Here is a 25,266-nt window from a genome sequence, read left to right as displayed (position 1 = left end):
GTAAAGATTGCTGGCCTTTAGTCAAGGCATTCTGTTCTAATTGCAAGGATTGTTGGCCATACTCCAAGTTAATTAAACGATTCTCCATAGAATCAAACCGTTTATCAACAGAATTAAACCGTTCATCAACAGAATCAAAGCGCTGGTCAATGGAATCGAGCCGATCTAATATCTTATTCAATATTTCCTCCATCTTATTTCACCTCCTTCTATATGACTTATTATACCCAGCTGCGTAAAACAAGTCACTATAAAATGACAAGCAGTTTTGCTTATTTCACAACAGTCCTCTAATCGCAATGCTCATACTTAAGCAGTCTGCTAGATGGTAGTTACCACCTCTTAAAATTGGCAGTGGATAGACCACATTCGCAAGAGATTATGTCGGGTAAAAATAGAAACCATCACCGTCCCTTTGTTTGGATCCGCGAGCGGATGGAAGGTAATTAGGAATTTTCTAGCAAAATTGTCCTTTATCTCGTATTCTATAAAAGGAAGTCGAAATTCACGTTTTAGGTGGTATGATCTTGCTGAAAGATTTTTTAATACATTCTAGTTTTGTTATCACGTTTTTGTTTATAGGCGGAAGTTTATTTAAAAACAATCCTGAGATGAATACGACTCTTCAAAAGTTAAAACTTGGGGCATTAGCGGGAATACTTGGTTCAGTGTTAATGGCTTTTAGTATTCAGATTACTCCTGTGATCATAATGGATTTGCGTCACATGGCAATCCTGTTGTCGGCTTTTTATGGAGGGTTTGTTTCGGCTTTCGTAGCCGCGAGCATAATCAATATCAGCAGATTAGTATTTTTTGATGGAAGTATGGAAACATTTCTGGTCACTGTGCTCATAATGTTTATTATTGCGGGGTTAGCAGCACTGGTCCAAAAAAAGGTAAAGGGGCCGGACTTTTTTAAGTGGACGATGATGGGATTGATTAGCTTAATTACGATTTCATCCGGCTTATTGTATCTATTGGGTTTTGCAGATCAAGTGTACCAAATCCTGGTTAACTATTGGGTGATTACAACAATATCGGGAGTTCTGGTGTATTTTTTGGCAGGATATATTGTTCAGTCGAACCAAATGTTTTTGCATCTGAAAACCCAGTCGGCAACAGACTTCCTTACGGGATTAAATAATGTGAGACAGTTCGATTCTTCATTAAATGAAAGTATAGAAAGTGCCCAGGAGCTTAATGAAAAATTATCGTTGCTTATGATTGATATCGATCACTTCAAAAAGGTTAATGATACATATGGTCATCAAGCGGGAGATGAAGTATTAAGGCAATTGGGAGGACTGTTAATCACCTGCTCACGCCCAAGTGATATTGTCTCAAGAAATGGCGGTGAAGAATTTTCTCTGTTATTAAAGAATTGTTCCTATTCTCAGGCGCTGGAAATCGCAGAACGCCTCCGGGGAATAGTGGAAAATCATCGATTCTCCATACCAAATGGCAAACAAATCAACATTACCATCTCCCTTGGTGCTTCAACCTATCTAGAAACCACTCAATGCTTAGAAGAGTTCATCAAACAAGCGGATGACACCTTATATAAATCAAAACGGACAGGAAGAAATAAAGTATCCGCACTATAAAGCACAGGGACGTATCCTGTGCTTTTTTATTTAGTAAACTTCCCGGCTAAAAAGAATCAGTTCGTTAAAATCCACCCAAATGAAAGCAATGTCGGCAAAGCTTTCATTTTTTAAAGACCTCTAGCATAATAGGGAATTAAAGGTAAAATAGAGTTAAAGAGAGAGAGCGTGTTAAAAGGGGGGATGAATATGATTCCGGCAAAAATGGATGCCATTACGATCACCACTGTTCAAGAAAAGGGGATTGGTTCTGTCGTGGATTGGTTCGAACGGCATAAGCAATCCTTTTATGCACTAGGCTGGTTTTATCTCCGCAATCATCAGCAAATGGAAGAGTTATTTTACCGGTCGATCATGAAAGTGCACAGGGAATTGCCTCGGTATAAAAAGGAGACTTCATTCGAATTATGGGTTGCTTCAATTTTCATTGATATCTGCAGGGAGCTTTCGGACGATGAAGTCACGCTGGCATCAGAGGAAGATGCATCCCATCATGATTTATTTAAAGCACTGGATCGACTTGAAGATGCGGAAAAGGAAGCAATGGTCCTTACCTATGGCACAGGGTTCTCCCAGGAGGAAACGGCACATATTTTACGAGTTTCAGTGGATAAAATGAAAGAGCTGTTGTTCTCCGGGACTCAGTCGGTCAGAAAACAATTGTACGGGTCAACCTTCAATGGGTGTAAGGAACATCAGAAGAACTACATTGATTATCTGGAAAAAAGAATGGAACGGCCGGAAAAAATAGAGTTCGAGATTCATCTTTACGAATGCCGGGAATGTCAGGAGGATTTGGCTGCCTTTCAGGATGTCACCCTGATGTTACATCATGCTGAGTGGATGAATGATTTGTCAGTGCCTGAGCATATGATTGCGAATATCAAAGAGCGGTTAGCGAAAAAAGAGCAGCAGAGGCAGCAAAAATTTATAAAGCTTAAAAAAGTTGCATTGGTTTTTACAAGTGTTTTTGCCTTCTTGATTGGGATTGGTTATTTTACTGGCGCTTTTGCAAATGTCTACTATACTTGGACCGAAGAGGATGAGCAATTGCGCACCTTCCTGCAACAGGACCTTGGCCAAAGGGTGAACCTGGAAGCAGAAAGCGAGGGTGTGAAAATCGGAATCAAGGGTGTCGTTGCTGATGATTATCAGACACTTGTTTTTTATCAGATAGAAGATACCAAGGGTGATAATAAATATCTTATGAGCTATGAGGATGGACTCCGTGTTGAGAACGAATATAAAATCATGAAAAATCAAGCGTATCCGAGATATTATTTCCCGGACCTTGATTCCGAGATGAATAAACAAAAAAAGAATGTGTTCTACGGGAAGGTCAGTCTGAAGCCGCTAGAAGAAGATCAGGCGGTAATCAAACTCAAAATTACTCACCTTCAGGAATTGGTATCTGATAATATTGAAGCAGGGATGGAAATGGGCTTAAGGACCAATGGGTATAAATCAGGCGAGTGGAATTTCGAGATTCCGGCAACCAAACAACCTTCCACAGAAATAGCTTTAACTGAACAAACAGTGATCGAAGGGATTCCGATTCGCTTTGAGAAGTTAACCATCGCGCCAACAGTAACTATTTTGCAATATGGCATCCGAGAAGTACAGCTAAAGAAGAGGATCGATTCTCTTAACTTGGGAGACCTTGAAGTGAATGGTAAAAAAGTGAAAGTTGACCAATATGGCAGTGTCTTTTCACACACTCAGGAAGATATGGACTGGCGTACTTATCAAACGCAATTTGATCCGCTTTTTGGTGAGAAGCCTGAAGAGGTAAAAATTCATTTAGAAACTGCCTATTTTACATTTGAAGACCATAAAAGCGTCGGATTGGATGTTAACCAACCACTTCCACAGACCTTTGAATATGCAGGAAGCACGATCAGTATTGATAAAATTGAAGTGGGACAGCCGACAAGCGTTGTTATAAGCAATCATGAAGTTGCCGATCGGGCATTTGAAGCCCTTCATCTGAATATTGTCGGTGAAAATGAACAAGAAACGATGTCAACTGGAATGGAACAAGAAAGCGTACTCGTTGATAAAAACGGGGTCGTATACGATCCGTATTCAGGTTCGTTGGATTATGAAAAAATTGAACAGCCCCGTCATTTTATAACAGTTCAAACCATCACATTAGACGGAGAAAACGTCGTTCCTAAAAGACTTGATATTTATGGATATAATTCAATGAGGTATTTGAATGATGTTATGAAAATCACACTGAAGTGATCAGCGCAAAAGGGACAGTTCTTGTGTAAGCCTGCAGAGCCGTCCCATTTAGAAGTTGTTAGGAGGCAAAAATATGAAGCTATTCATACAAGCGGCCGCTTGGTCCATCACACTTCATATCATCTATTTTCTTAGTATGTTTGGAATTGGCTATATCAAAACAATGAATTATACACCGTATATTGAAGGTTCCTGGAAAAGTGTTGATCCGCTTCAGAATGAGGTGGCATTCGGCATGACGGGTTCTCCGTTTTTCTTCTTTTTTACCTTTATCGGGGTAACATTGTTTTTCGAAGTGGTAATCGTTATTTATAGGCAAATTCGGAATTAGAAGAGCGCAGATTTGAATTTTAATAGGCACCTGTAGATGTACTGCGGATTGAGAGGACAGATGATGAAGAAGATAGAAAAGTCATATCTAGGTTGGGGCATTTCTTTGGTTTCTTTTCTCGTTATTATGGTTGTTGATCAAACGGTATATATCGGCGTTTGGCCTTCGACTCTGCCAGTTATACTCCTCGTTACACATGGTCTTTATTTTAGTGAAGAAGGGAAGAGGAGATGGAGAATTCCTTATTGGGTATTTGCATTGCTTTTCTTAACTGTTCTATATTTCTCTATCCCTCAATTTACCTATAACCAGGCGAAGGAAATCGTTTTGGATAAATATGAAGTCATAAACGAAATAGAGCAGATTATACCTGTGATGGATTCCAGGTTTCATCCCTTCGCATATACACACTTCTACTCCTTTAAGGTCAAAACAATGGATGCAGAGCAACGGGTCATGGTCAACCCGGATACAGGAAGGGTCATCGTCCTGAGATAATTTAGCTATAGAAAAAACCACTTAAAGTGGTTTTTAATCGCGCATGGATCCTGCCTCTCGGGAAGTCATGGCCCCTTGCCCTGCCGCTACATCTTTCTGGATCTGCTGCTTTACTTGTTCAGCATCTGTTCCGGAATAGCCAGGTTGCATCACAGCGCCTGTATTTCCTTTAACTTGTTGATTCTTCTGCATAAAAATCCTCCTTCGTTACCAGTCATATTATTTACAAAGCGCTGTTTTTCATTCAGTTTTATGCAGGTATGAGTGCCCATAAGCGGAGAATTTCCGGTTATTGAATAAGAGGACGCTCAGGAAGCAGAATTAAGCGGAGCTATTCCGGTTAACAGCTATAAATAAGACAAAATTCAACCATTTTGATGAAATAGGCGGAAAAATGACCCTTATTTTTAAAGAAATAGGGGGTGTTTTCAATTTAAGCGGAATTTCTCCGTTTATTTTACTAAGACAGTGAATTCAACAGCCTTTTACAAAAGGATGTTCTATCTTTTGCCCTCTTCTTAGGCGAACTTTTAGAAAAAATAACAATTTTATCTATTATTTGTAAACAACTTCTATATAATGTATTTAGGAATATTACTGCAAACTAAATTTTTGTATATACGTTAAAGGCTGGAGGAGAGACATGATGTCTAATGAGCATGATTTATCATTGGATAAAGCAGCAGAAAGAAAGCCGAAAGTGAAGGTGGAAAGGAAAGAGGGAGAACCTACCTCGGCTTTTAAAGGTGCTTCCTGGGGAGCCTTGTTAGTTGGGGTTTCCGCGTATCTGATTGGTTTATTCAATGCGCGTATGGAATTGAATGAAAAAGGATATTATTTTGCCGTATTGGTATTCGGTCTCTATGCTGCGGTATCCTTGCAAAAGGCCGTGAGAGATAGGGAGGAGGACATTCCGGTTACCAATATTTATTACGGGATCAGCTGGTTTGCTCTGATTGTATCGATTTCACTAATGGCAATCGGTCTATACAACGCGGGAAGCATTATTTTAAGTGAAAAGGGATTCTATGGGATGTCTTTCATACTTAGCATATTTGCAGCCATTACCGTTCAGAAGAATATCAGGGATACTCAGCGAGCGAAAGAAAGAGATTGAAGTACAGTGGGGCATGGGCCCGTAGTGAATACATCACGATCGATCCATATAGACAGACAAGGGACGGTGCCATCTGAGGTACCGTCCCTTTTGCGTTAAGCCTTTACCTGCAAAGTCTCTTCAATTGTCTGCAGGATATCGTAGGCACCGCTTGATTTATTGGAGCACACCACAGCAATGGCCTTGGAAGCTGGATAGTAGGCTGAATGGAAGCTGACTCCCGGGTCATAGCCCATGACATGGTATTTCAAAATTTGTTCGTCCTGCTTCTTGATCCAGACTCCGTATCCATAACAGCCTGTTTCGTTTACTTGTACTTGAGGAGCCAGCAGTGTGTCTATGGTCTCCTCCCTTAGTAAAAGCTGTCCGAGAAGCGCCTTCCATAGTTTGCTCATGTCATCTACGGTGACGTACGCGCCTCCGTCCGAGCCGCCCTTTACCGGCAGTGAGTAGATATTGGTTTTCCAGGTCCCGTCAGGCAGGTCGATATAACCCAAAGCTGTATTTGAAGGCAGAGCATCAAATGAGAAATAACCAGAATCCATCATCCCTGCTCTTTTAAAAATTTGTTCCTGTACATACTCAGTGAATTCAATCTTGGAGGTTTGTTCCACGATCAGGCCTAACAAAATATACCCAGCGTTATTGTAGTGAAAGGATTCCCCCGGCGTGAATTTCATCTGCTCATCCTGGAACATAGGCAGGAAATCCTTAAGGCTTCTAATGTGATACATCGGTCTCTTAATCCACAGCTCCTCAAAATCCTCCATGACGTCTTCATCAAAATAGTCAGGAACACCGGAAGTATGCGTCAGCAAATGATGGATTGTGATTTCACCACTGAAACTAGGAAAATCGATATCAAGGCAATCTTTCAATCTTGTATTGAAAGTGAGCCTACCATCCTCCACAAGCTGGCAAATGGCAATTGCCGTGAAAAGCTTACAGCCAGAAGCGATTCCGAAACGAGTTCCCAAATTGTTTTTTGATTGATCAGCCCGATTAGCATAGCCAAAGCTTGCAGTTGAGGCGTCACCGTCCCCATCTACGACCATGACCACTCCTGAAAAATCTGCCCTGGACTGAATCTCATGAAGGGCTTCTTCAAAGTTCTTCATTTTAATCCTCCTAACCTTATCTACTTTAAGGGTACCATTGACCGTGTATAGATTATAGTAAATTATGACAATTAGTGAATGCGGGAATCCAGACAGGCAGAAGCTCAAAGAGAATAGTCCTTTTCCCAATATCAAAAGAATAATGGAATCGAGATCCCCGAGAATCGAGACTTTGAAGAGTTATAGGAATTATATGGGGAAACTATAGTGATGGCGAAGGACTTTTGGGTGACTTGGCAGAACTATATATGTGAAGGAAAGGGGATGAAGAGGGTGAAAAAATTATTGCTGTTGATCGTTTGTTTCATACCAATCATCACAGCTTGTACCGATACAGAAACTGTCGATCAGCTCATGAGTGAGAAAGAGACATTAGCCATGGAACTTACTGAGAATAAAGAGGAAATTGAAAGGTTAAATGCAAAAATAGAAAAGTCAAACGAGAAAATGTCAGATTTGGAAAAACAGCTTGAAACCTATCAAAAAGAAAATGACCTGTTTTCCCAAATAAGCTACCTATCCAGAGAGTTTGTAAAGGCACATACCACAGGGGACAAAGAAGCCGCGCAAGCTCTTCTGTCTGATGAACTGATCCTGGTGGAAAGAGACAATAAATTATTGGTCAAGGGCAAAGATAATTATGAATGGAATCTGTACTCTGCCGATAATGGCCAGCTGGATGACTGGGTTATTCAGGGATTTCAGTATCTTCCAGACCAGGATTCCTATAGGGTTCATATAAGGGAATTTATCATTGATGCAAACGGTGAGCCAGTCATTCCCCCGACATTCTTGAATCTTACATTTAAATTAGTCAATGGCGAGTGGAAAGTTGACGGAGTGGAATTTGATGTATAAAAGGAGCTGAAGCATAGGGCTGGTTGACCCTATGCTTCAATTATATTCTAGAAGCTCAGGGATGCACCCTGCGCTTCCACTCTTATTCATAAATATAACTGATGACATCCAATGCCTGGTCGACAGTTTCTACCGTTACATTCGCTTTATTGGATAGTTCTTTTAAAGGATGAATCAAGGATTCTGGTCTGACGATAATTGTCGGTTTGTTCATTGTGATCGCGGCACTGGCGTCCATCGCTGTGTTCCATTGTTTGTATTTTTCGCCGAACAGGGCGATGACGATATCGGATTTTTGCATTAAAACCTGTGTCCTGAAATTGTTGATATCAGACGCAACATCGTCCTTATACACATTGCCTGGCTGCTGCCCGAGAATATCCTCCCCAATATTATCGGACCGATCATGGTTCGTCTGCGGTCCGACGAATACCAAAGGCAGGTTCTTCTCCTTCGCCTTTTTGGCCACCTGATCCCGCCAATCATCGTGAATCTGCCCAGCTAAATAAACCGTTAATTCCATCGTAACACCCTCCAATTGAATGTATTGTAATTCAATCATATAAAACTTTACTGATAATTCAAAGGAATTAGGATGAGGCGACCATCGCTAGGGAATATGGTGAAGGTGAATACTAAAGAACCCTTTATGTGCCCCAACTCGTCGGATTTGCGAGCTAACCTAGTCCTAAAGCATAGGGACATACTTGCAATGGAAGAAGCAAGTTTTACGCCCGCATGTTACCTATTGACAGAATGCCTGGCTATGAATTATATTGTATTTACATTATTTGAATAGTTCTCCTAAAGGGGAGTAGCTTTTACAACAGAGTCGTCATTTCGGAGGTTTTGATATCTCCCGGCTTTGTTGGCAGCGTTTGACGTTGTTAGCAAGACCTTTACCGTTTTGGTAAAGGTCTTTTTGTTGTTTTGAGACCTTTACCATGTCTGGTAAAGGTCTTTTTCTATATATGGACCGCAGGCACATAAACAGGAACTTTCAATAATAGCAAACTATTGAAAAGGGGCTGGTGAAGGTGAGTAAGAAAAAAGTGACTTTTGAGGAATTGCTGAAGGCTAATAGGCTCGAGCTGATGGAGGATGAAAAGCAGCTGGAAAAAATCGAGGAGCGGATTGAAGCCAGGCGTTTGAGCAATGTCCATAAATCCGGGAATGCATCTTAATAATCAGAATTTTAAAGGGGGATAAATAATTGGAACTATCGATTTTATTTGAATACGGTTGGGTATTGCTGCTGTTGATTGCTCTTGAAGGACTGCTGGCAGCGGATAATGCATTGGTATTGGCGATCATGGTAAAGCATCTTCCTGAAGAAGAGCGCAAAAAAGCACTATTCTATGGTTTGGCAGGAGCATTTGTCTTCCGATTTGCATCGTTATTCATTATTTCGTTTTTGGTCGATGTCTGGCAGGTTCAGGCAATCGGAGCGCTTTACCTGTTATTCATCGCGATTAACCATATTGTCAGGAAGTTTTATTTCAAAGAATTGGAAGACAACAACAATGCTGCTGAGAAAAAGAAATCAGGTTTCTGGGCTACTGTGTTCAAAGTAGAACTGGCTGATATTGCTTTCGCAGTTGATTCAATCCTGGCCGCTGTTGCCCTGGCGATGACTCTTCCGAACACCAACCTTCCAACTATTGGCGGTATGGACGGCGGTAAGTTCCTGGTCATTTTTGCAGGAGGGTTGATCGGTTTGATCATCATGCGTTTCGCGGCCAACCTGTTTGTAAAGCTGCTTCATTCAAGACCAGGTCTCGAAATTGCTGCTTTTGCGATCGTCGGCTGGGTAGGTGTCAAACTTGCGGTGCTAACTTTGGGACACCCTGATATCGGAGTTTTATCCTACGATTTCGCCCATTCGAAGGAATGGAAGCTGTTCTTTTACGGCGTATTAATTACGATAGCAGCAGCCGGCTGGTTCCTGACGAAGGAAAAGAATCCTCAGGAAGCTGTTTGATCGTATGAAAATCTACAAATGAATGATGCCACCGAAGCGCAGGGACATACCCTGTGCTTCTTTCTGTGGAAAAAGGATTTTTCTGCCTTCTTGTTGAATACATTTCTACCGAGGTATACATCCGCGACATGGATGGTTGATTAAGTTGAGGAGGAATTCCGATGATTTATGATGATACTAAAAAAAATATCACTACCGATAGGCTGATCCTAAGATTATTTCAGGAATCGGATGCTCCGGCCGTCACCAGGATGTGTAATAACTATAATCTTTATAAAAGTACCTTGAACCTGCCTTATCCGTACTCTATCGAGGATGCATTAGGCTGGATCTCACAGCATCAGGAAAATTTTAATGCTGATCGATTTTTTGAGTTTGCTGTAACAGATAAGGAAAGCGGAGAGTTATATGGAGCAGTGGCTCTCTCCAATAACCAAAGGTTCAGCAACGGGGAAATAGCCTACTGGATTGGCGAAGAGTTCTGGGGCAAAGGAATTGCGACGGAGGCAGCACAGGCTGTGGTCGATTTTGCGTTTCAGGTTAAGGGCTATCACAAGGTCTATGCCCGTTACTTTCAGTCAAACCCGGCGTCCGGAAAAGTCATGCAGAAATTGGGCATGAAAGAAGAAGGGGTTTTGATTGAACAGGTGAAGAAAGAAGATCGATTTGAAGACCTTGTTTGTTATGGAATCATTAATTCGGTGGCTGATTAAAGATGGGAGTGAGACGGGGATGAAAGAAAGGTTGCAAGGATTTGTGGTCATTGGTGCTTTACTCATTTTACTGGGTGTGATTTTGACTTTTTACAGTGTGACCTTTGGTACATCGATGGCTGAATCGTGGCTGGTCAGTCGCGGAGGGGCCGACACTGGGTATTATCATATCATTGTCACAAGTTATATCAATGCCTTTTTAGTTGCTGGAGGAGTCGCGCTGGGGCTTGGACTGGTGTTGACTAGTTTGACAGCTTACAAACTCATGGGGATATTGGAGAGCTGAAGCGTGGGGGCGTACCCTGCGCTTCTTTTTTGCTTGGCGGCCTTACATTATAGTCTTTTGTTTTAATATGGTAGAATGTCTTGCAAAGAGTTTTAAGGAGGAAGGAAATTTGAAAAAGCTGCCTATTAATGAAAATGGATTGAATGCCTCACAGCTTGTGTTTGGATGCATGGGGCTTGGCGGGGGCTGGGACCGCAGTCCAATCGAGTCGGAACATGTCAAGCAGGCACATGAGGCGGTCGAGGCTGCGTTAGAGTCTGGAATCAATATGTTTGATCATGCTGATATTTATACTTTGGGAAAAGCAGAGAAAGTTTTCGGGCAGGTTTTAAAAGAAAAGCCCGGACTTCGTGAGGATATCATCATTCAGTCGAAATGCGGTATTCGTTTCGCTGATCAGGAATCTGGCCTGCCCGGCAGGTATGATTTTTCAAAATCATACATACTCGACAGTGTGAATGGCATCCTTTCGAGGCTCGGCATCGAGTATCTGGACATCCTATTATTGCACCGTCCTGATCCTTTGATGGAACCGGCCGAGGTGGGCGAAGCTTTTCATCAGCTAAAAGCTTCCGGCAAGGTGCGTTCATTCGGTGTTTCCAATATGAGTGCTGGTCAGATCCGCTTGCTGCAGAAACATACCGATGAGAAAATCATCGTCAACCAGCTGGAAATGAGCTTGAATAAAATCGGCTGGCTTGAGACGGGAGTCCATGTCAACCAGGACGCCGCGCGCCAAAACACCTTCCCTGATGGGACCATGGAATTCATGCAGATGGAAGGAATCCAGATTCAATCGTGGGGTTCGCTTGCCAAAGGGCTTTATTCTGGAAAAAATATCGAGAATGAAGGCGAAAGCGTCAAGCAGACGGCGGCCCTGGTGCAAAAGCTTGCAGAAGAGAAACAAACCACACCAGAAGCCATCGTACTCGCCTGGCTGATGAGGCATCCGGCCGCCATCCAGCCTGTCATCGGCACGGTCAATCCCGCAAGGATCCGAGCTTGTGGTGATGCAGTCAACATCAGCCTCAGCCGTGAGGAATGGTATTCATTGTATGTAAGTTCCCGAGGTGTAAGACTGCCTTAGTCAATTCAATGTTTTTTAGAGTCAGCAGAACTATTCTGCTGCTCTTTTTTTGTTGCTATATAACTAATTCTTATCGATAATTATTAATTTTATTAAATTTCCTTATTGAAAATAAGCGAATATAATAAACGAAGGAGGTGTAAAAATATGGATTATATCATTCTCTTTTTCATTGGAATCATAGCGACGATGGTTGGGACTTTGGCGGGAGGAGGAGGCTTGATCAACTTGCCTTCCATGCTTGTTTTGGGCATTCCGGTTCATTCCGCAATCGCCGCGAATAAAGTATCAAATACGGTCAGCTCGTTTTCGAGCTTTTATCACCTTTATAGGGAAAAGAAAATCACTTTCAAGGAATCATTCTGGATTATCCCTGTCAGCCTGATTGGCGGGGTCAGCGGCGGCTTCATAGCATCAAAAATTTCAAGTGAAGACATGTATGTGGTGGCGATTGGCTTGCTGATTTTTGCCTTCTTCGCCTCTTTTTTGGGGAAAGGGAGCATGTCGGGTGATGGGGCATTAAAGCCTTCTGGAAAAAGTGTCCCGGGGTTATACGCAATCGGGATTTATGATGGACTTTTTGGGCCGGGACAGGGAACGCTCATGCTCTATTTGTTTGCTCATCTGAACATCGCTTACATCCGGGCGGTCGGGTATGTCCGGCTTGCCACGTTTTCAAGCTGCTTAGGTGCAGCGATTACCTATATATCTACTGGAGCTGTGATCTGGCCAGTGACTATCGCTTTGATGCTGGGGTCAGTGACGGGAGCTCAGATTGGCGTCAGGATTGCCAGCAAACTGAACCCCAACTATGTCAAACCGATTCTGCGGGTGATGACAGTGGCACTTATCGTACAGATTCTTTTCGAAAAAGTAGTGTGAGTGGAACACCTGTTTTTTGGAGGATTATTTGGTGCCCATATTCTGCAAAATCGAGATAAATTGAGTCCAACCGTCGATAAATAGATCCCAACCGTCGATAAATAAATCCCAACTGGAGATAAATAGATCCCAACCGGAATGTTAGTGCCAACTGGTATTGAAATCTGAATTGCTGCCCTTATATTGGATAAGGGTTTTTTAAGTTATACCCCGCTTGCCATTCCAGTAATTTACTATTGTGGTAAGATGGTAATATGGTATTTTAAGCCATTTTTAAAAGGGGGAGAGTCATGTCTTCTGAAGTGTTATCGATCACCGGCCTGACGAAATCGTATGGCAGCAAAGAGGTGCTCAAAGGAATAGATTTAAAGGTTGATAGAGGAGAAATCATTGGATACATAGGGCCAAACGGCGCGGGTAAAAGCACGACGGTGAAACTGATGCTTGGCCTCGAGGAAGGGTATTCTGGCAGGATTGAGATTTTTGGGCAGGATATCGTCCGGCAGGGCGGCGGCTACAAACAGAGAATCGGTTATATTCCCGAGACGTCGGAAATGTATGATTCGCTTACGGCCCAGGAGTATTTAACCTTCGTTGCCGAGCTGTATGGGATGGATTATGACGATGCCGACCGAAAAGCGGAGCAGCTGTTTGAGGTGTTTGGCCTAGGAGATGTCTATCATTCTCGCATTTCGTCTTTTTCGAAAGGAATGAGGCAGAAAACGCTGATTGTTTCGAGCTTCTTACATAATCCTGATTTGCTGTTCCTTGATGAGCCATTGACGGGACTGGATGCAAACAGTGTGATGGTTTTCAAGGAAATCCTTGCGAGGTTTGCGGCTGAAGGAAAAACCATCTTCTACTCGTCCCATATCATGGATGTCGTCGAGAAAATCAGCAACCGGATCGTCCTGCTGCACGGCGGCCATATCGTGGCGAATGGCAGTTTCGAAGAGTTGAAGACTCAGAGCAAAGAGGGCTCTCTTGAAAGCATTTTTAACCAGATGACCGGTTTTCATGAGCATGAGGACCGTGCTGCTGAATTTGTATCCATTGTCAGGGAGGGGTGACGGTGGAGAACTTTTTGATCTTAAGGCTGCTTGATTTGTTCAAGCCTGTCTTTTTAAAAATGGGTGTTGAGTACAAAACAATGCGGCGGATCCTCCAGGTCAAGCTGACGATGGACCAGCGCCGGAAGCCGACGGTGTTCAGCCAGTCTATGAAAAAGAAAGATAAGCCGGAGAAAAATGAATTTTTCAAATCATTGTGGATCTATGGTTTTTTTGGATTGATGCTAATCCCGTTTTTATTTTTAAAAGATAATTATCTGTTCCAGGTTTCCATCTTGTTCAGCATCTTCATGTTCATCATCATGACAACACTGATTTCGGATTTTTCATCGGTCTTGCTCGACTTGCGGGATAAAAGCGTCCTCGACACAAAACCAGTCAAGTCAAAGACAGTGAGCATGGCTAAATTGCTGCATGTTACGATTTATATGCTGTATATTACCCTTGCCACGACGCTGATCCCGTTGGTGGTCAGTGTGATTTTCAGAGGAATTCTGTTCTCGGGGCTGCTGTTTGTTGCTTTCGTGCTTGCGGATATTTTCATCATTGCCTTCACAGCCTTGCTCTATTTGTTTATTTTGCGGTATTTTGACGGTGAGAAGCTGAAGGATATTATCAACTATGTCCAGATTGCCTTATCCATTGGGGTAATGATTGGCTACCAGGTAGTGGCGCGTTCTTTTGAATTGGTGAATCTCGATTATCAACTGGAATTTGCCTGGTGGCAGCTGCTGCTTCCGCCGATGTGGTTTGCCGGCCTGTTCGATGTCCTGCTTGGGGGCAGCAGGAGTTTCGGCAATCTCGTACTGACCCTTTTTGCCGTTCTTGGGCCTGTTGTATCGATTTTGATGTATGTGAAGATGATTCCAGACTTCGAACGCAATTTGCTAAAGCTCACCGCGCAGACCGGCAAGAAAAAAGCGAGCAGCAAGTGGAAGGTGTTTCGATCCATGCCTTTCCTCATCTCCAAAGAGGAGCTGCCATTTTTCCGGTTCACGAGGATCATGATGAAAAACGAGCGAGATTTTAAGCTGAAGGTGTATCCTTCACTTGGCTTTGCCGTGGTGGTTCCGTTCGTGTTCATGTTCAACAGCTATTCGATGATGAGTTTCGAGGAATTCGCTGCGAGCCGTTCTTATTTGACTATTTATTCGGTCATGCTAGTCATCCCGATGTCGGTCATCATGCTCGCTCATTCTGGTTCCTATAAAGGAAGCTGGATTTATCAGGTCGCTCCGGTGAAAAGTTTGGGACTCATCAATAAAGCGGCATTGAAGGCGTTCCTGTTCCAGCTGTTCTTGCCGTTATTCCTGCTCGTATCGATCATGTTCAGCTTCTTGTTCGGACTGAGAATTCTGGATGATCTGATTGCCGTATTCGTGACGGCATTGATCTATACACTTCTGTGCTACCTGGCAGGAGAAGGGGAACTCGCCTTTTCACAGCCTTTTGACGCTGTAAAGCAGAGCGGGGATATCAAAGTATTTCTCCTGTTCCTGATCATCCCGATTTTTGTCGGGCTGCACTTTTTAGCGTTGAAGGTGCCATTTGGTGTTATAGGTTATGGAGTTCTGTTGCTTGTATTGAACTTGGTGTTGTGGAAGAGGTTGAAGTAAAACAAGCACAGGGACGTTCCCCTGTGCTTCGCTTTTCATGTGGACATTGAGCTGGTGGCAGTTGTTTAGTAACGAGAAGAAGAATGTCACTGAAGCTTCCCGAAATTGACATAATCTCGGCTAAATCTCTAGTGTTATATGTAGACCAATTGTTATAAACTAAAAGTGGGGGGTGAGTGACGTAAAGGAGACTTCAAGGGATAAATTGATCAGTGCAGCATCACGGCTGTTCCAGCTGCAGGGTTACCATGGTACCGGCCTGAATCACATTTTGAAGGAAAGCGGTGCTCCGAAGGGTTCTTTGTACTATTACTTTCCCGATGGAAAGGAACAGCTTGCTGTTGAGTCTGTTCAGTTAACTGCACAGCATGTCAGGGACCGCATTAAGCGGGGGCTGGATCAAAAAAAGGATGCTGTTGAAGCGATCCAGGGTTTTATCGAAGAAATGGCAAAGCAATATCAGAATGACGGGAGCCAGGAAGGAGTTCCAATTGCGGCAGTTGCTCTTGAGACCGCTCTTTTCAGCGAACCAATCAGGAAAGCATGCCAGAGTGGATATGAAGGTTTCCAGGAGGCTTTTGCCGAAAAACTGCTTCAATCAGGCTTTGAAGAAAGCAGGGCAAGGGAGCTTGGAATCGTCATTAATTCGATGATTGAAGGAGCCTTTTTGCTGTCGTTTACCACGGGGAACAATGAACCCCTGCTATTGGCAGCCAAGAATATTCCGGCACTCTTAAGGTAAGTAGTGCTGGATTTTTTGAAAGCGAATTATATAGACTGGTCTACAAAAAACTTTGATAAGGTGGAAGGAACATGACGATATTAGTGACTGGTTTCAATGGTAAGGTTGGTTATGAGGTAGCGGTGAAAATAAAGGAAATGCAAATCCCGTTGAAATGTGCTGTTAGGAATGTGGAACGGGCGAGGGAGCGGCATGGTTCCGAGTTTGATTTTGTGGCTCTCGATTTTTCAAAACCGGAAACCTTTGGAAAAGCATTGGAAGGAATAAATGGGGTTTTCCTAATGTACCCGCCTGGAGCCCGTATCGAGTTTGAAACCTTTATCACACAGGCTAAGCAGATAGGCGTCAGCCATATCGTCTACCTTTCAGTGAAGGACGTCCAATTCATGCCATTCATCCACCATTTTAAAAATGAAAAATTGATAATGAGGGCTGGAATTTCTTATACCTTTTTGCGCGCAGGCTATTTCATGCAAAATTTAAATGACTTCTTATATAAAGAGCTGAAAGAGCGGAAACGCATATTTGTGCCTGCCGGAAAAGGCAAAACGAGCTTTGTTGATGCAAGGGATATTGCCGAGGTGGCAGTGATTGCCCTGAGCAACCCGGCAGGGCACAGGAATAAACATTATGTTATTACCGGAAATGAAGCGCTGGATTTTTATGAAGTGGCAAGGATCATATCGGAAGTGATGAATACTAAGGTTGAGTACACAAATCCTTCAGTGAAAGAATTCAAAGATTATATGATTTCCACAGGAAATGATGAAAGTTTTATCAATGTTGTTGCCGGCATCCACATTCCGACTAAATTGGGTCTGGCAAAAGGCATAAAGGATGATTTTGAAAAAGTAACTGGAAGGAAGCCGTCCAGCATCAGGAAATATATCGAGGATTATAAAGAAGTGTGGCTTTAAGGATTTTTAAAAACTTCTGATGATGTAAAGAATGAAGAGTGACCCAATGGGCGCTCTTTTTTTCGTAATCATATTTAATAATTTATTAATAATTTGATAAGAGCATTTTAGGGTTTCCATGGAAAAATAGAGAATGTGAAAGGGAGGCAATGAGCTATGAAAAAACCGATTGTTGAGATAAAGAATTTAAAGAAAGTCATTGGAGATAAAACGATTATCCATGGAATCAGCATGGAGGTGTTTCCTGGTGAGGTGTTTGGGTTCCTTGGGCCGAACGGTGCGGGGAAGACGACGACGATCCGGATGATGGTCGGGTTGATGGGCATTACAGAGGGCCAGGTGCTGATCAATGGGTTGAGCATCGAAAAGAATTTTGAGAAGGCGATTTCGCATGTTGGCGGAATCATTGAAAACCCCGAGATGTACAAGTTCCTTTCTGGTTATGATAATTTGCTTCAGTATGCGAGGATGCTGCCGGTTCCTGTAAAAAAGGAAAGGATCAATGAAATCGTGAAGCTGGTCGGATTGGAGAAACGGATTCATGAAAAGGTCAAGGGTTACTCACTCGGAATGAGGCAGAGGCTGGGACTGGCGCAAGCCTTATTGCATTCACCTTCTTTATTGATTCTCGATGAGCCGACAAATGGCCTGGACCCTGCCGGTATCAGGGAAATCCGCACCTATATCAGGAAAATTGCGCATGAAGAAGGAATCGCCGTTTTTGTATCCAGCCATATGCTTTCTGAAATGCAGCTAATGTGCGACCGGATTGGGATTATCCAGGATGGGCATCTGGTGAGCGTGGAAAGTGTCGGCGACTTTGTCGGTGATAAGGTGAATACGGTGATTGAAGTAGAACCGATTGAGAAAGCCAGGGAATTTGTTGAAAAGACGCTCCCTGAACTCAATCCAAAGGTGAATGGAGCTGAGCTTGTGGTTTCAGCCAGCCGTGAAAAGGTGCCTGCACTTGTTAAGGCACTGGCGGAAAATGAGTTTAACATCTATAAAATCTCTTCCGGGAATAAGACATTGGAGGAAAAATTCCTGGAAATGACGGAGGGGAAATAAATGAGTCATTTTTTCAGATTGATTCATAATGAAAATATAAAAATTTATAAACGTATGGGAACATGGGTGATGATCGGGATCCTGGTTCTCGTCGTGGCCCTTGTTGGCATTTTTACAAAGTTTGTCCTGGACCCTGGCAGCAATGCCGACTGGAAGGCAGAGCTGAGCGCTGAAAATGCACAGCTTTCAGAGAGCCTGGAGTCGGCCCCAATGCTTGAGGCGCAAAAGAGAATGATGAAAGAAAGGATTGCCTTGAATGAATACCGGATTGAAAATGACGTGGCACCAATCGAGCGTGATTCACTCTGGGGCTATATGGTGGATGCAACGACATTCACCGGTATCGCTGCTTTGTTCACAATCGTGATCGCCGCGGGAATGGTGGCGAGTGAATTTTCCTGGGGGACAGTCAAGCTGCTGCTCATTCGCCCGGTCAGCAGGACGAAAATCCTTCTGGCAAAATATGCTTCAACCTTGCAGTTCTCACTATTGATGCTTCTGTTATTGTTCAGCACATCTTTCTTGTTCGGAATTCTCTTTTTCGGCTTCGGCGGTGCGGAAACGCCTTATCTGTCCTACAGCAATGGAAAAGTCGTCGAACAGAATATGGTCACACATATCATCCAGCTGTTCGGTTTCAGAAGCATCGACCTTATCATGATGGTGACTTTGGCTTTCATGATTTCGACTGTGTTCCGCAGCAGCTCGCTCGCCATTGGGATTTCGCTGTTCCTGATGTTCACTGGCCCGCAGCTCGTCCAGCTTTTAAGCCAGTACGACTGGGCTAAATACATCCTGTTCGCGAATACAGACTTGCAGCAATACACAACAGGCACACCGCTTGTTGAAGGAATGACAATGACTTTTTCCATTGTGATGCTGTTGGTTTATTTTGCGCTGTTCGCTTTTCTGTCACTGTACATTTTTAATAAGCGGGACGTTGCGGCTTAAGTTTAACTATGTTATGAAAGAGGAAACTGCTTTTAGTGGTTTCCTTAATTTTTTAAAAATAGGGCGGTAATGAGCATGGAAGAAGATTTGATTCTGATTGTTGAAGACGAACGGGAAATTGCCGAGCTTGTCCGTGATTATCTGGAGGCGGAGGGGTACCGAAGCACCTTGGCTTTTGATGGGCTTGACGGGCTGACCCAATTTATAGAACATCAGCCTGCGGTGGCGGTGCTTGATGTCATGCTGCCAAAAATGGACGGAATCGAGCTTTGCCGCAGGATCAGGGCGGAGTCGAATATTCCGATTATCATCATGAGTGCGAAGAAAAGTGATACCGACAAGATTATCGGACTCGGTATTGGCGCGGATGATTATGTGACCAAACCGTTCAGTCCGGGGGAGCTTGTTGCCAGGGTTAAGGCCCAGCTTAGGCGATTCAAACATTTGTCCGTCCAAAAGAAGGAGCCCGAAAATGTTATCAGGTTCCCGGGGCTAGAGATTAATTTGAAAGAATACACAGTGTCTTCAGCAGGAAACCAGGTCGAGCTTTCGGCAAAAGAGTTCCAGCTGCTCGCTTTTATGGCGGCCAATAAAGGCCAGGTATTCACAAAAGAACAGCTGCTTGAAAACGTTTGGGGCTACCAGCATGTGGGCGATACAAACACGATCACCGTATATGTAAGAAAGCTGCGCGAGAAAATTGAACCTGACCCGTCAGAACCACAATATATAAGGACAATCTGGGGAATCGGCTATAAGTTCGATGGTGGAAGCCAATGAGATGGGGGCTGAAGCCGCGGCTGATTTTTGCTTTTATCAGTATTATCGTACTCCCGATTGTGGCATCGATTTTGTTTATAACATTATTTTCTTCAGATGTGGAACAACAGGCAGGGAACGAGGATGAACTGGATCTTCTCTTGTCTGAGGTCAAAAGTACGATTGACGAGAATGCAGGGTATCTTGCAGAACCAGATTTTTTTTACGAAAAGGTAAGGCCGCTCCTGGAAAAATATGATATTGAGCTGACAGTTTTCTCTGCTGAAGGAGATCCGGTATTTAATTCTGCAGCCCACCAAAGAAGTGGCGAAGCATCTATATGGCCGGATAGGTTCAGGAAGTTCAATATGGACATACCGACACAGGAACATGGCAAATTGTCTGCGGAAATACAGGCTAATTCCTTTTCAGTGCCGCCATTCAGGCAGTTTCAAGAGATGATCTATGCAGTTCTTGGCGGGGCTGCGATCGGGCTGTCCGTCCTGGCCGCCCTCATTTTGCTGTGGACATGGTATATTTCGAGGACGGTCCTTTATCCCTTAAAGGAAATATACAATGCGACTGAGGAAGTAATCGAAGGTAACCTGGATTATAAAATTAGATATGAAAAACAAGATGAAATCGGCCGGTTCATTGAGGGATTTAACCTGATGCGTGTCCACCTGAAAAAGTCTATTGAGCAGCGGCAGCAATATGAACGGGCGCGAAAGCAGTTGATTGCCAGCATCTCGCATGACCTGCGCACTCCGCTTGCTTCGATCAAGGGCTATGTAGAAGGGCTGGAAGATGGGATTGCCAGGAATGAAGAGATGCAGAAGAAGTATTATCGGGTCATAAAATCGAAGACCGATCAGCTGGACAGGCTGATTGAGGACTTGTTTGAGTTCTCAAAGTTCGAGCTTGAGCAGCTCTCGATTGAAAAGACTCTTGTGAACAGCTCCGAGTTTTTCCAGGAAGCCTTTCATAGTACGCAATTGGACTACCCCGATGTTGACCTCGTGCTGGCTGGGCCTCTGCCGTCGGTCAGTCTGAATATCGACAGCGGCAGAATCAAGCAGGTCTTGGCGAATTTGATTGATAATGCCGTCAAGTACGGCGGGACGAAACTCGTCATGAAAATCGAGCAGCAGGTCGGTTTTGTTGAGGTAAGGATAAAGGATAATGGACAGGGGATTCGTGCAGAAGATCTGCCATATATCTTCAATGCATTCTTCCGCGGAGAAAAATCCCGATCGAGAGAATCCGGCGGCACGGGACTCGGCCTTGCTATTGTAAAATATATCATCGAAGCACATGGCGGAGAGATCCGGGCTACAAGCGGATCAGGAATAGGGAGCGAATTTACATTTGCATTGCCTTTGTATCTGAGACAGGGGTGAAGCACGTGAAGCATGGGGAAGTACCCTGCGCTTTTTCTTTATTTTCAGAAAATGGAGATTATCGGGTGGGATGATATGTTAAAATTTGAAGGGTAAATCCTACCTTAAATAAATTGGAGCGATTATATTGTCTATTGAAATTCTTAAACAAAACAAAAAAAGCTGGGATACAGTAGCTCATCATTTTGATGGTAAGGATGCCTTGCCCAGCTACGGTCCATTTGCCCAGACTGAAGAGGAGTTAGGGTTATTTGGCGAAATCAGCAATAAAAAAGTCCTTGATATCGGCTGTGGTAGCGGCCATTCACTTACATATATGGCCGAAAAGGGTGCAAGGGAGCTTTGGGGAGTTGATTTGTCAGAAGCCCAAATCAAAACAGCACGAGAAACCCTTAAGGATGTAAAACACCATTTATTCTGTGCACCGATGGAATCTGATATTGGACTGCCTAAACAATACTTTGACGTGGTGTACTCTATTTATGCAATTGGCTGGAGTACAGATCTTGCTGCCACTTTTGAACTGATTCATTCCTATTTGAAGCCGGGCGGCTCCTTCCTCTTCAGCTGGGACCATCCATTATATGCTCACTTGAAGAGCCGGAATGGTGAAATCTATCTTGATGGGTCGTATCAAAATGAAGGGGTCACGCAGTACCAAAATTTTAAAGGAGAGGAAGCACCGGTAATCATTCCTAACAGGAAGATGGCAACTTACATAAATGATTTAATCAAAGCAGGTTTTACGATTGAGTCTGTGATTGAAAGCGATGTTTCATCTGGGTTTGACGGAGCAAGTGAGGAAATATCCGATCGCTACTATTCTTTATACAAAGCAAGGAGATTTCCCACAACGATGATCATTAAATCCATTAAAGGGTGAATTGCATGACATGAAGCAATTGGAATTCCCTGCGTGGGGGGAGAGAACCATCCCCATGTCCCGAAAGATACCCTTATGAAGAAGGAAGAGTCAACATAAGGGTACGATTAGCGCCGAAAGATACCCTTATGAAGAAGGAAGAGTCAACATAAGGGTACGATTAGCCCTGAAAGATACCCTTATGAAGAAGGAAGAGTCAACATAAGGGTACGATTAGCGCCGAAAGATACCCTTATGAAGAAAGAAGAGTCAACATAAGGGTACGATTAGCCCTGAAAGATACCCTTATGAAGAAAGAAGAGTCAACATAAGGGTACGATTACCCCCGAAAGGTATCCTTATGTAGAAGGAATCGCCCACAAAAGGGAACAGTTAACCCCGAAATGTATCCTCATGTAAGGGAATCAGCTTCATAAGGGTACGATTAACTCCGAAAGATACCTTTATATAGATGGAAACGGCTACATAAGGGTATATTTTTTATCTTCGAAAGGTCAATCTAAATAAAATCTCCTGATTTCCAGAGTCTCAATTCATGATCTCTCGCATACATTTATAGTTAACAGCATTTTAATGTACAGCGAGGTGATGACATCATGTTTTCTGTTACCGGAATGCAGGGCTTTGAACTGTTTTCTGCAGAGCACTTGGTTACACTGGGACTTTTCTTTGCTGTCTATCTTGGGATGGTACTGCTCAGAAGGCGAATCAGGCCCCATAAGAATATCTTGAGATGGGCCATTTTCTGGACTCTGTTGGCATGCCAGGTTTCACATCAATCCTGGCTTATCCTCACCGGCCAATGGCAAATCGGTGACCTTCCTTTACACATGTGTTCGATCAGCTCCTTCCTGGCAATGTACCTCTTTTTAAGGAAGAGCGTGAAAGGATTCTATGTGCTCTACTTCATTGGCACTTTGCCGGCAATTTTAGCCATGGTGACACCTGAAATGTCTTATACCTTTCCTCATTTCGACTATATCGAATACTTCCTCAATCACTCAGCCATCCCGATTGCGGTATTGTATTTCATCCTTTTTGAAGACTGCAGAGTTCCCCGCAAAGCGGTTTTGTTCACCTTCCTTGTCGTGAACCTGATTGCCGTTCCCATCTTCATTTTCAATTTCCTGTTTGATACGAATTTCTTCTATCTGGTGAGTCCAACCGAATCCAAAACGATCCTATCCTTTTTCGGTAGCGGCATCATGTACTATCTGAACCTTGAAGTGGCCGCATTCATTGTGTTCAGTGTCTCCTATATCCCGATGTGGCAGCTGATCAAAATGGAAAACAGGAAGCGGCTAATGGCTTTTTATCGGCAAAAATAGAGAAGCGTTCTTTTTAAGAAGGGTTTTTAACTTCAGAAATTTAGACTAGTCACCTTACTTTAATAAGGTGATTTTTTAATGGATTGATACAGTAAATCACTCCATTCAGTGGAAAATACTTAAGGAATGAAGCAGGCACTTTAAAGTAAGTAAGTAGCAACTGCAGCAACTGACAAATAAATCATATTGACTCAGACACTTGAATCCTATAAAGTACAAAAGTATGTTTTTAAAAATGCAGGGAGTGCTAGAGCAAGGCACTTGCGCATTTATTTATAGGAGGCAGAAATGGATACTCAGAATCAAACACAGATTAAAATTACAACAGCAGATCCATCAGCGCTTGGCTTGTTTGGACTGGCAATGGTTACATTAGTGGCGTCGTCACAGAAACTTGGGTTCACAGATGGCGTTTCATTCATCATTCCATGGGCGATTTTCCTTGGAGGACTTGCACAGCTTTACGCTGCGATTCTTGATGGAAAACATAATAATATTTTTGGGATGACAGCTTTTGGTGCGTTCGGCCTTTTCTGGTTCGGTGTCGGAACGACTTGGCTGATTCAGCTCGGCTTTTTCGGTGAAAACCTCGCAGCAGATGGTGATGGGAAGCAATTAGGAATGGCCTTCATCGGCTATCTGATTTTCAGTGTCTTCATGACAATTGGAGCACTTGAAACCAATAAAGTCTTATTTTTCATCTTCGTATTAATCGACTTCTTATTTATTGGTCTTTCATTAAGTTCATTTGATATCATCCATGAGGCCTCGCATATGCTGGCGGCCGTTTCAGAACTGGGTATTGCGATTCTTTCGTTCTACGGCTCAGCAGCAAATGTGCTGAATACCCACTTTGGACGAGTTGTCCTGCCGATTGGCAAGCCATTCGGGATTTTCAAGAAATAAGGGAAAGGCGCTAAGCATGACTGCTTAGTGCTTTTTTTTTCGAAAAAAAGAAAGAGAGTGGTGAAGGGACAAACTAAATTGGGTGTGACGCGTTCGGTGATGGGAGTATATAAAAAATGCCTGGAGTTTCTCCAAGCAATTTTCTTGGCTAATTTACTCGCCGAATAGCTTGCTTATTCTAGGGCAAATCCTGTGAGAAGGGAACGGGTAATTCGATATTTGTATTTTAGAGCCGAACCCACTTTGGCTACAAAAAAGCAGTTTTAGGCATCAGAGACTATCCTTTTTTTCCTCAACCAATTTGGTATAGATTACGGTCCGTTCAGCCCGTTCGGTTGTTTCGGGGTCATAGTCGCCGCTGCAGGTAATCAGGTTGAGCGTGCTGGCAAATGTGAAACCGAAAATTTCTTCGATTGGGGCATCCAGACGCGGGAAGGTTTTTTGGTCGTAGACTTCGAAGGTCAGTGTCTGGCCATCCGTGTCCGTTACCATGATTTTATCGCCACTTTTAAGTTTGTGAAGCTCATAGAAAACAGCAGGGCTTGTCAGATCGTCTACATGTCCTGCGACGACTGCATTTCCTGGGGCTCCGGGCAAGGTACCAGGCTCATACCAGCCAACATTGTCAGGATCTTTCGGAACATCCATGCGACCATCCTTCAAGGTGCCTACTTGTTCAATTTGGGTTTTGACATTGATTGCAGGAATTTCAATTGTCGCAGGGATGATCCCTGTCCGATTATCTTTAATGATTTCAGTTTTGGTTTCTGAGGAATGAGCAGCTACAGAAGTTTCTTGCTGCTCATTATCAGGAGCCTGGATTCCTTCTGCCGTTTCAGCACCCGGCTGGCTTGAGCAGCCCGCCAGTATCATTGCAGCCATCATTACATAGATTTTTTTCAAG

27 protein-coding genes and 1 pseudogene are annotated in these 25,266 nt (G+C 43.3%); 23 read left to right on the top strand and 5 right to left on the bottom strand.

Features of this window, described 5'->3' with window-relative positions; genetic code table 11:
• Positions 1 to 193, bottom strand: a pseudogene (locus J7E37_RS17680) (hypothetical protein); the annotation flags it as partial.
• Between the two features lie 334 nt (positions 194 to 527).
• On the opposite strand from J7E37_RS17680, the gene J7E37_RS17675 reads away from it, so the two are divergent.
• The 4 genes from J7E37_RS17675 (at position 528) to J7E37_RS17660 (ending at position 4,680) form a co-directional block, all read left to right on the top strand.
• On the top strand, positions 528 to 1,604 hold the full coding sequence (locus tag J7E37_RS17675) for a GGDEF domain-containing protein (protein WP_215025775.1): 1,077 nt from the start codon (positions 528 to 530) through the stop codon (positions 1,602 to 1,604).
• 189 nt (positions 1,605 to 1,793) lie between these two features.
• Complete coding sequence (locus J7E37_RS17670; protein WP_215025773.1) at positions 1,794 to 3,851, top strand: DUF4179 domain-containing protein; 2,058 nt, start codon at positions 1,794 to 1,796, stop codon at positions 3,849 to 3,851.
• Between the two features lie 73 nt (positions 3,852 to 3,924).
• Positions 3,925 to 4,182 carry a hypothetical protein gene (locus tag J7E37_RS17665; RefSeq protein WP_215025771.1) on the top strand — a complete coding sequence of 86 codons (258 nt, stop codon included), beginning with the start codon at positions 3,925 to 3,927 and terminating at the stop codon, positions 4,180 to 4,182.
• Positions 4,183 to 4,245: 63 nt separating this feature from the next.
• Entirely contained in the window at positions 4,246 to 4,680 is a 435-nt protein-coding gene (locus J7E37_RS17660) for a hypothetical protein (protein ID WP_215025769.1), read from the top strand.
• 33 nt (positions 4,681 to 4,713) lie between these two features.
• Here J7E37_RS17660 and J7E37_RS17655 read toward each other — a convergent pair whose 3' ends face one another.
• Positions 4,714 to 4,872, bottom strand: coding sequence for a hypothetical protein (locus J7E37_RS17655; protein WP_215025767.1), 159 nt, complete (start codon positions 4,870 to 4,872; stop codon positions 4,714 to 4,716).
• A 454-nt stretch (positions 4,873 to 5,326) separates the two neighbouring features.
• Between J7E37_RS17655 and yiaA the strand changes: the two genes are divergently transcribed.
• The gene (gene yiaA, locus J7E37_RS17650; RefSeq protein WP_215026080.1) at positions 5,327 to 5,797 is read left to right on the top strand and encodes an inner membrane protein YiaA; all 471 of its coding nucleotides are present in this window, start codon (positions 5,327 to 5,329) and stop codon (positions 5,795 to 5,797) included.
• A 95-nt stretch (positions 5,798 to 5,892) separates the two neighbouring features.
• Here yiaA and J7E37_RS17645 read toward each other — a convergent pair whose 3' ends face one another.
• Positions 5,893 to 6,915, bottom strand: a complete 1,023-nt coding sequence (locus tag J7E37_RS17645; protein ID WP_215025765.1) for a serine hydrolase domain-containing protein — start codon at positions 6,913 to 6,915, stop codon at positions 5,893 to 5,895.
• A 273-nt stretch (positions 6,916 to 7,188) separates the two neighbouring features.
• On the opposite strand from J7E37_RS17645, the gene J7E37_RS17640 reads away from it, so the two are divergent.
• Positions 7,189 to 7,773, top strand: coding sequence for a nuclear transport factor 2 family protein (locus J7E37_RS17640; RefSeq protein WP_215025763.1), 585 nt, complete (start codon positions 7,189 to 7,191; stop codon positions 7,771 to 7,773).
• An 82-nt stretch (positions 7,774 to 7,855) separates the two neighbouring features.
• Here the strand turns inward: J7E37_RS17640 and J7E37_RS17635 are convergent, their stop codons facing one another.
• Positions 7,856 to 8,296 (bottom strand): YtoQ family protein, encoded by a 441-nt coding sequence (locus tag J7E37_RS17635; RefSeq protein WP_215025761.1) that lies wholly within the window; start codon positions 8,294 to 8,296, stop codon positions 7,856 to 7,858.
• Between the two features lie 514 nt (positions 8,297 to 8,810).
• Between J7E37_RS17635 and J7E37_RS17630 the strand changes: the two genes are divergently transcribed.
• The 17 genes from J7E37_RS17630 (at position 8,811) to J7E37_RS17550 (ending at position 24,362) form a co-directional block, all read left to right on the top strand.
• A complete protein-coding gene (locus J7E37_RS17630; RefSeq protein WP_215025760.1) occupies positions 8,811 to 8,957 on the top strand; it encodes an FbpB family small basic protein in 147 nt (48 codons plus the stop codon).
• A gap of 29 nt (positions 8,958 to 8,986) precedes the next feature.
• A complete protein-coding gene (locus tag J7E37_RS17625) occupies positions 8,987 to 9,754 on the top strand; it encodes a TerC family protein (protein WP_215025757.1) in 768 nt (255 codons plus the stop codon).
• Positions 9,755 to 9,915: 161 nt separating this feature from the next.
• Positions 9,916 to 10,467 (top strand): GNAT family N-acetyltransferase, encoded by a 552-nt coding sequence (locus J7E37_RS17620; protein ID WP_215025754.1) that lies wholly within the window; start codon positions 9,916 to 9,918, stop codon positions 10,465 to 10,467.
• A gap of 31 nt (positions 10,468 to 10,498) precedes the next feature.
• Positions 10,499 to 10,753 (top strand): hypothetical protein, encoded by a 255-nt coding sequence (locus tag J7E37_RS17615; protein ID WP_215025752.1) that lies wholly within the window; start codon positions 10,499 to 10,501, stop codon positions 10,751 to 10,753.
• Between the two features lie 109 nt (positions 10,754 to 10,862).
• Positions 10,863 to 11,840, top strand: a complete 978-nt coding sequence (locus tag J7E37_RS17610; protein WP_251009732.1) for an aldo/keto reductase — start codon at positions 10,863 to 10,865, stop codon at positions 11,838 to 11,840.
• A 147-nt stretch (positions 11,841 to 11,987) separates the two neighbouring features.
• Positions 11,988 to 12,722 carry a sulfite exporter TauE/SafE family protein gene (locus tag J7E37_RS17605; RefSeq protein ID WP_215025744.1) on the top strand — a complete coding sequence of 245 codons (735 nt, stop codon included), beginning with the start codon at positions 11,988 to 11,990 and terminating at the stop codon, positions 12,720 to 12,722.
• 290 nt (positions 12,723 to 13,012) lie between these two features.
• Positions 13,013 to 13,792: an ABC transporter ATP-binding protein gene (locus tag J7E37_RS17600; protein ID WP_215025739.1), complete on the top strand. Its 780-nt coding sequence runs from the start codon at positions 13,013 to 13,015 to the stop codon at positions 13,790 to 13,792.
• Positions 13,793 to 13,794: 2 nt separating this feature from the next.
• Positions 13,795 to 15,408 carry a hypothetical protein gene (locus J7E37_RS17595; protein ID WP_215025736.1) on the top strand — a complete coding sequence of 538 codons (1,614 nt, stop codon included), beginning with the start codon at positions 13,795 to 13,797 and terminating at the stop codon, positions 15,406 to 15,408.
• Positions 15,409 to 15,580: 172 nt separating this feature from the next.
• Positions 15,581 to 16,150: a TetR/AcrR family transcriptional regulator gene (locus tag J7E37_RS17590; RefSeq protein WP_215025733.1), complete on the top strand. Its 570-nt coding sequence runs from the start codon at positions 15,581 to 15,583 to the stop codon at positions 16,148 to 16,150.
• 71 nt (positions 16,151 to 16,221) lie between these two features.
• Positions 16,222 to 17,067 carry an SDR family oxidoreductase gene (locus J7E37_RS17585; RefSeq protein ID WP_215025730.1) on the top strand — a complete coding sequence of 282 codons (846 nt, stop codon included), beginning with the start codon at positions 16,222 to 16,224 and terminating at the stop codon, positions 17,065 to 17,067.
• Positions 17,068 to 17,223: 156 nt separating this feature from the next.
• A complete protein-coding gene (locus J7E37_RS17580; RefSeq protein WP_215025727.1) occupies positions 17,224 to 18,135 on the top strand; it encodes an ABC transporter ATP-binding protein in 912 nt (303 codons plus the stop codon).
• Positions 18,136 to 19,086, top strand: coding sequence for an ABC transporter permease (locus J7E37_RS17575; protein ID WP_215025723.1), 951 nt, complete (start codon positions 18,136 to 18,138; stop codon positions 19,084 to 19,086).
• Between the two features lie 75 nt (positions 19,087 to 19,161).
• Positions 19,162 to 19,866: a response regulator transcription factor gene (locus J7E37_RS17570; protein ID WP_215025720.1), complete on the top strand. Its 705-nt coding sequence runs from the start codon at positions 19,162 to 19,164 to the stop codon at positions 19,864 to 19,866.
• Positions 19,863 to 21,245, top strand: coding sequence for a sensor histidine kinase (locus tag J7E37_RS17565; RefSeq protein ID WP_215025717.1), 1,383 nt, complete (start codon positions 19,863 to 19,865; stop codon positions 21,243 to 21,245). Before J7E37_RS17570 ends, J7E37_RS17565 begins: the two co-directional genes overlap by 4 nt.
• 124 nt (positions 21,246 to 21,369) lie before the next feature.
• Positions 21,370 to 22,128, top strand: coding sequence for a class I SAM-dependent methyltransferase (locus J7E37_RS17560; protein WP_215026076.1), 759 nt, complete (start codon positions 21,370 to 21,372; stop codon positions 22,126 to 22,128).
• Positions 22,129 to 22,724: 596 nt separating this feature from the next.
• Positions 22,725 to 23,456 carry a YwaF family protein gene (locus J7E37_RS17555; RefSeq protein ID WP_215025714.1) on the top strand — a complete coding sequence of 244 codons (732 nt, stop codon included), beginning with the start codon at positions 22,725 to 22,727 and terminating at the stop codon, positions 23,454 to 23,456.
• A gap of 288 nt (positions 23,457 to 23,744) precedes the next feature.
• Positions 23,745 to 24,362, top strand: coding sequence for an acetate uptake transporter (locus tag J7E37_RS17550; protein WP_215025710.1), 618 nt, complete (start codon positions 23,745 to 23,747; stop codon positions 24,360 to 24,362).
• 270 nt (positions 24,363 to 24,632) lie between these two features.
• Here the strand turns inward: J7E37_RS17550 and J7E37_RS17545 are convergent, their stop codons facing one another.
• Entirely contained in the window at positions 24,633 to 25,265 is a 633-nt protein-coding gene (locus J7E37_RS17545) for a class F sortase (protein WP_215025707.1), read from the bottom strand.
• Between the last annotated feature and the right edge of the window lies 1 nt (position 25,266).

This window comes from Bacillus sp. ISL-39 (genome assembly GCF_018613295.1).
Classification (GTDB): Bacteria; Bacillota; Bacilli; order Bacillales; family Cytobacillaceae; genus Mesobacillus.
Note: the sequence above shows the minus strand (reverse complement) of the source record. Positions and strands in the feature narration are given on the sequence as shown.

What these genes read in the sequence shown, in the direction of transcription:
- J7E37_RS17550 (WP_215025710.1), top strand. Translation starts at nt 23,745, where the DNA reads ATGGATACTCAGAATCAAACACAGATTAAAATTACAACAGCAGATCCA.
- J7E37_RS17555 (WP_215025714.1), top strand. Translation starts at nt 22,725, where the DNA reads ATGTTTTCTGTTACCGGAATGCAGGGCTTTGAACTGTTTTCTGCAGAG.
- J7E37_RS17670 (WP_215025773.1), top strand. Translation starts at nt 1,794, where the DNA reads ATGATTCCGGCAAAAATGGATGCCATTACGATCACCACTGTTCAAGAA.
- J7E37_RS17575 (WP_215025723.1), top strand. Translation starts at nt 18,136, where the DNA reads ATGAGTCATTTTTTCAGATTGATTCATAATGAAAATATAAAAATTTAT.
- J7E37_RS17570 (WP_215025720.1), top strand. Translation starts at nt 19,162, where the DNA reads ATGGAAGAAGATTTGATTCTGATTGTTGAAGACGAACGGGAAATTGCC.
- J7E37_RS17660 (WP_215025769.1), top strand. Translation starts at nt 4,246, where the DNA reads ATGAAGAAGATAGAAAAGTCATATCTAGGTTGGGGCATTTCTTTGGTT.
- J7E37_RS17580 (WP_215025727.1), top strand. Translation starts at nt 17,224, where the DNA reads ATGAAAAAACCGATTGTTGAGATAAAGAATTTAAAGAAAGTCATTGGA.
- J7E37_RS17620 (WP_215025754.1), top strand. Translation starts at nt 9,916, where the DNA reads ATGATTTATGATGATACTAAAAAAAATATCACTACCGATAGGCTGATC.
- yiaA (WP_215026080.1), top strand. Translation starts at nt 5,327, where the DNA reads ATGTCTAATGAGCATGATTTATCATTGGATAAAGCAGCAGAAAGAAAG.
- J7E37_RS17585 (WP_215025730.1), top strand. Translation starts at nt 16,222, where the DNA reads ATGACGATATTAGTGACTGGTTTCAATGGTAAGGTTGGTTATGAGGTA.
- J7E37_RS17645 (WP_215025765.1), bottom strand. Translation starts at nt 6,915, where the DNA reads ATGAAGAACTTTGAAGAAGCCCTTCATGAGATTCAGTCCAGGGCAGAT.
- J7E37_RS17665 (WP_215025771.1), top strand. Translation starts at nt 3,925, where the DNA reads ATGAAGCTATTCATACAAGCGGCCGCTTGGTCCATCACACTTCATATC.
- J7E37_RS17635 (WP_215025761.1), bottom strand. Translation starts at nt 8,296, where the DNA reads ATGGAATTAACGGTTTATTTAGCTGGGCAGATTCACGATGATTGGCGG.
- J7E37_RS17655 (WP_215025767.1), bottom strand. Translation starts at nt 4,872, where the DNA reads ATGCAGAAGAATCAACAAGTTAAAGGAAATACAGGCGCTGTGATGCAA.
- J7E37_RS17605 (WP_215025744.1), top strand. Translation starts at nt 11,988, where the DNA reads ATGGATTATATCATTCTCTTTTTCATTGGAATCATAGCGACGATGGTT.
- J7E37_RS17600 (WP_215025739.1), top strand. Translation starts at nt 13,013, where the DNA reads ATGTCTTCTGAAGTGTTATCGATCACCGGCCTGACGAAATCGTATGGC.
- J7E37_RS17565 (WP_215025717.1), top strand. Translation starts at nt 19,863, where the DNA reads ATGAGATGGGGGCTGAAGCCGCGGCTGATTTTTGCTTTTATCAGTATT.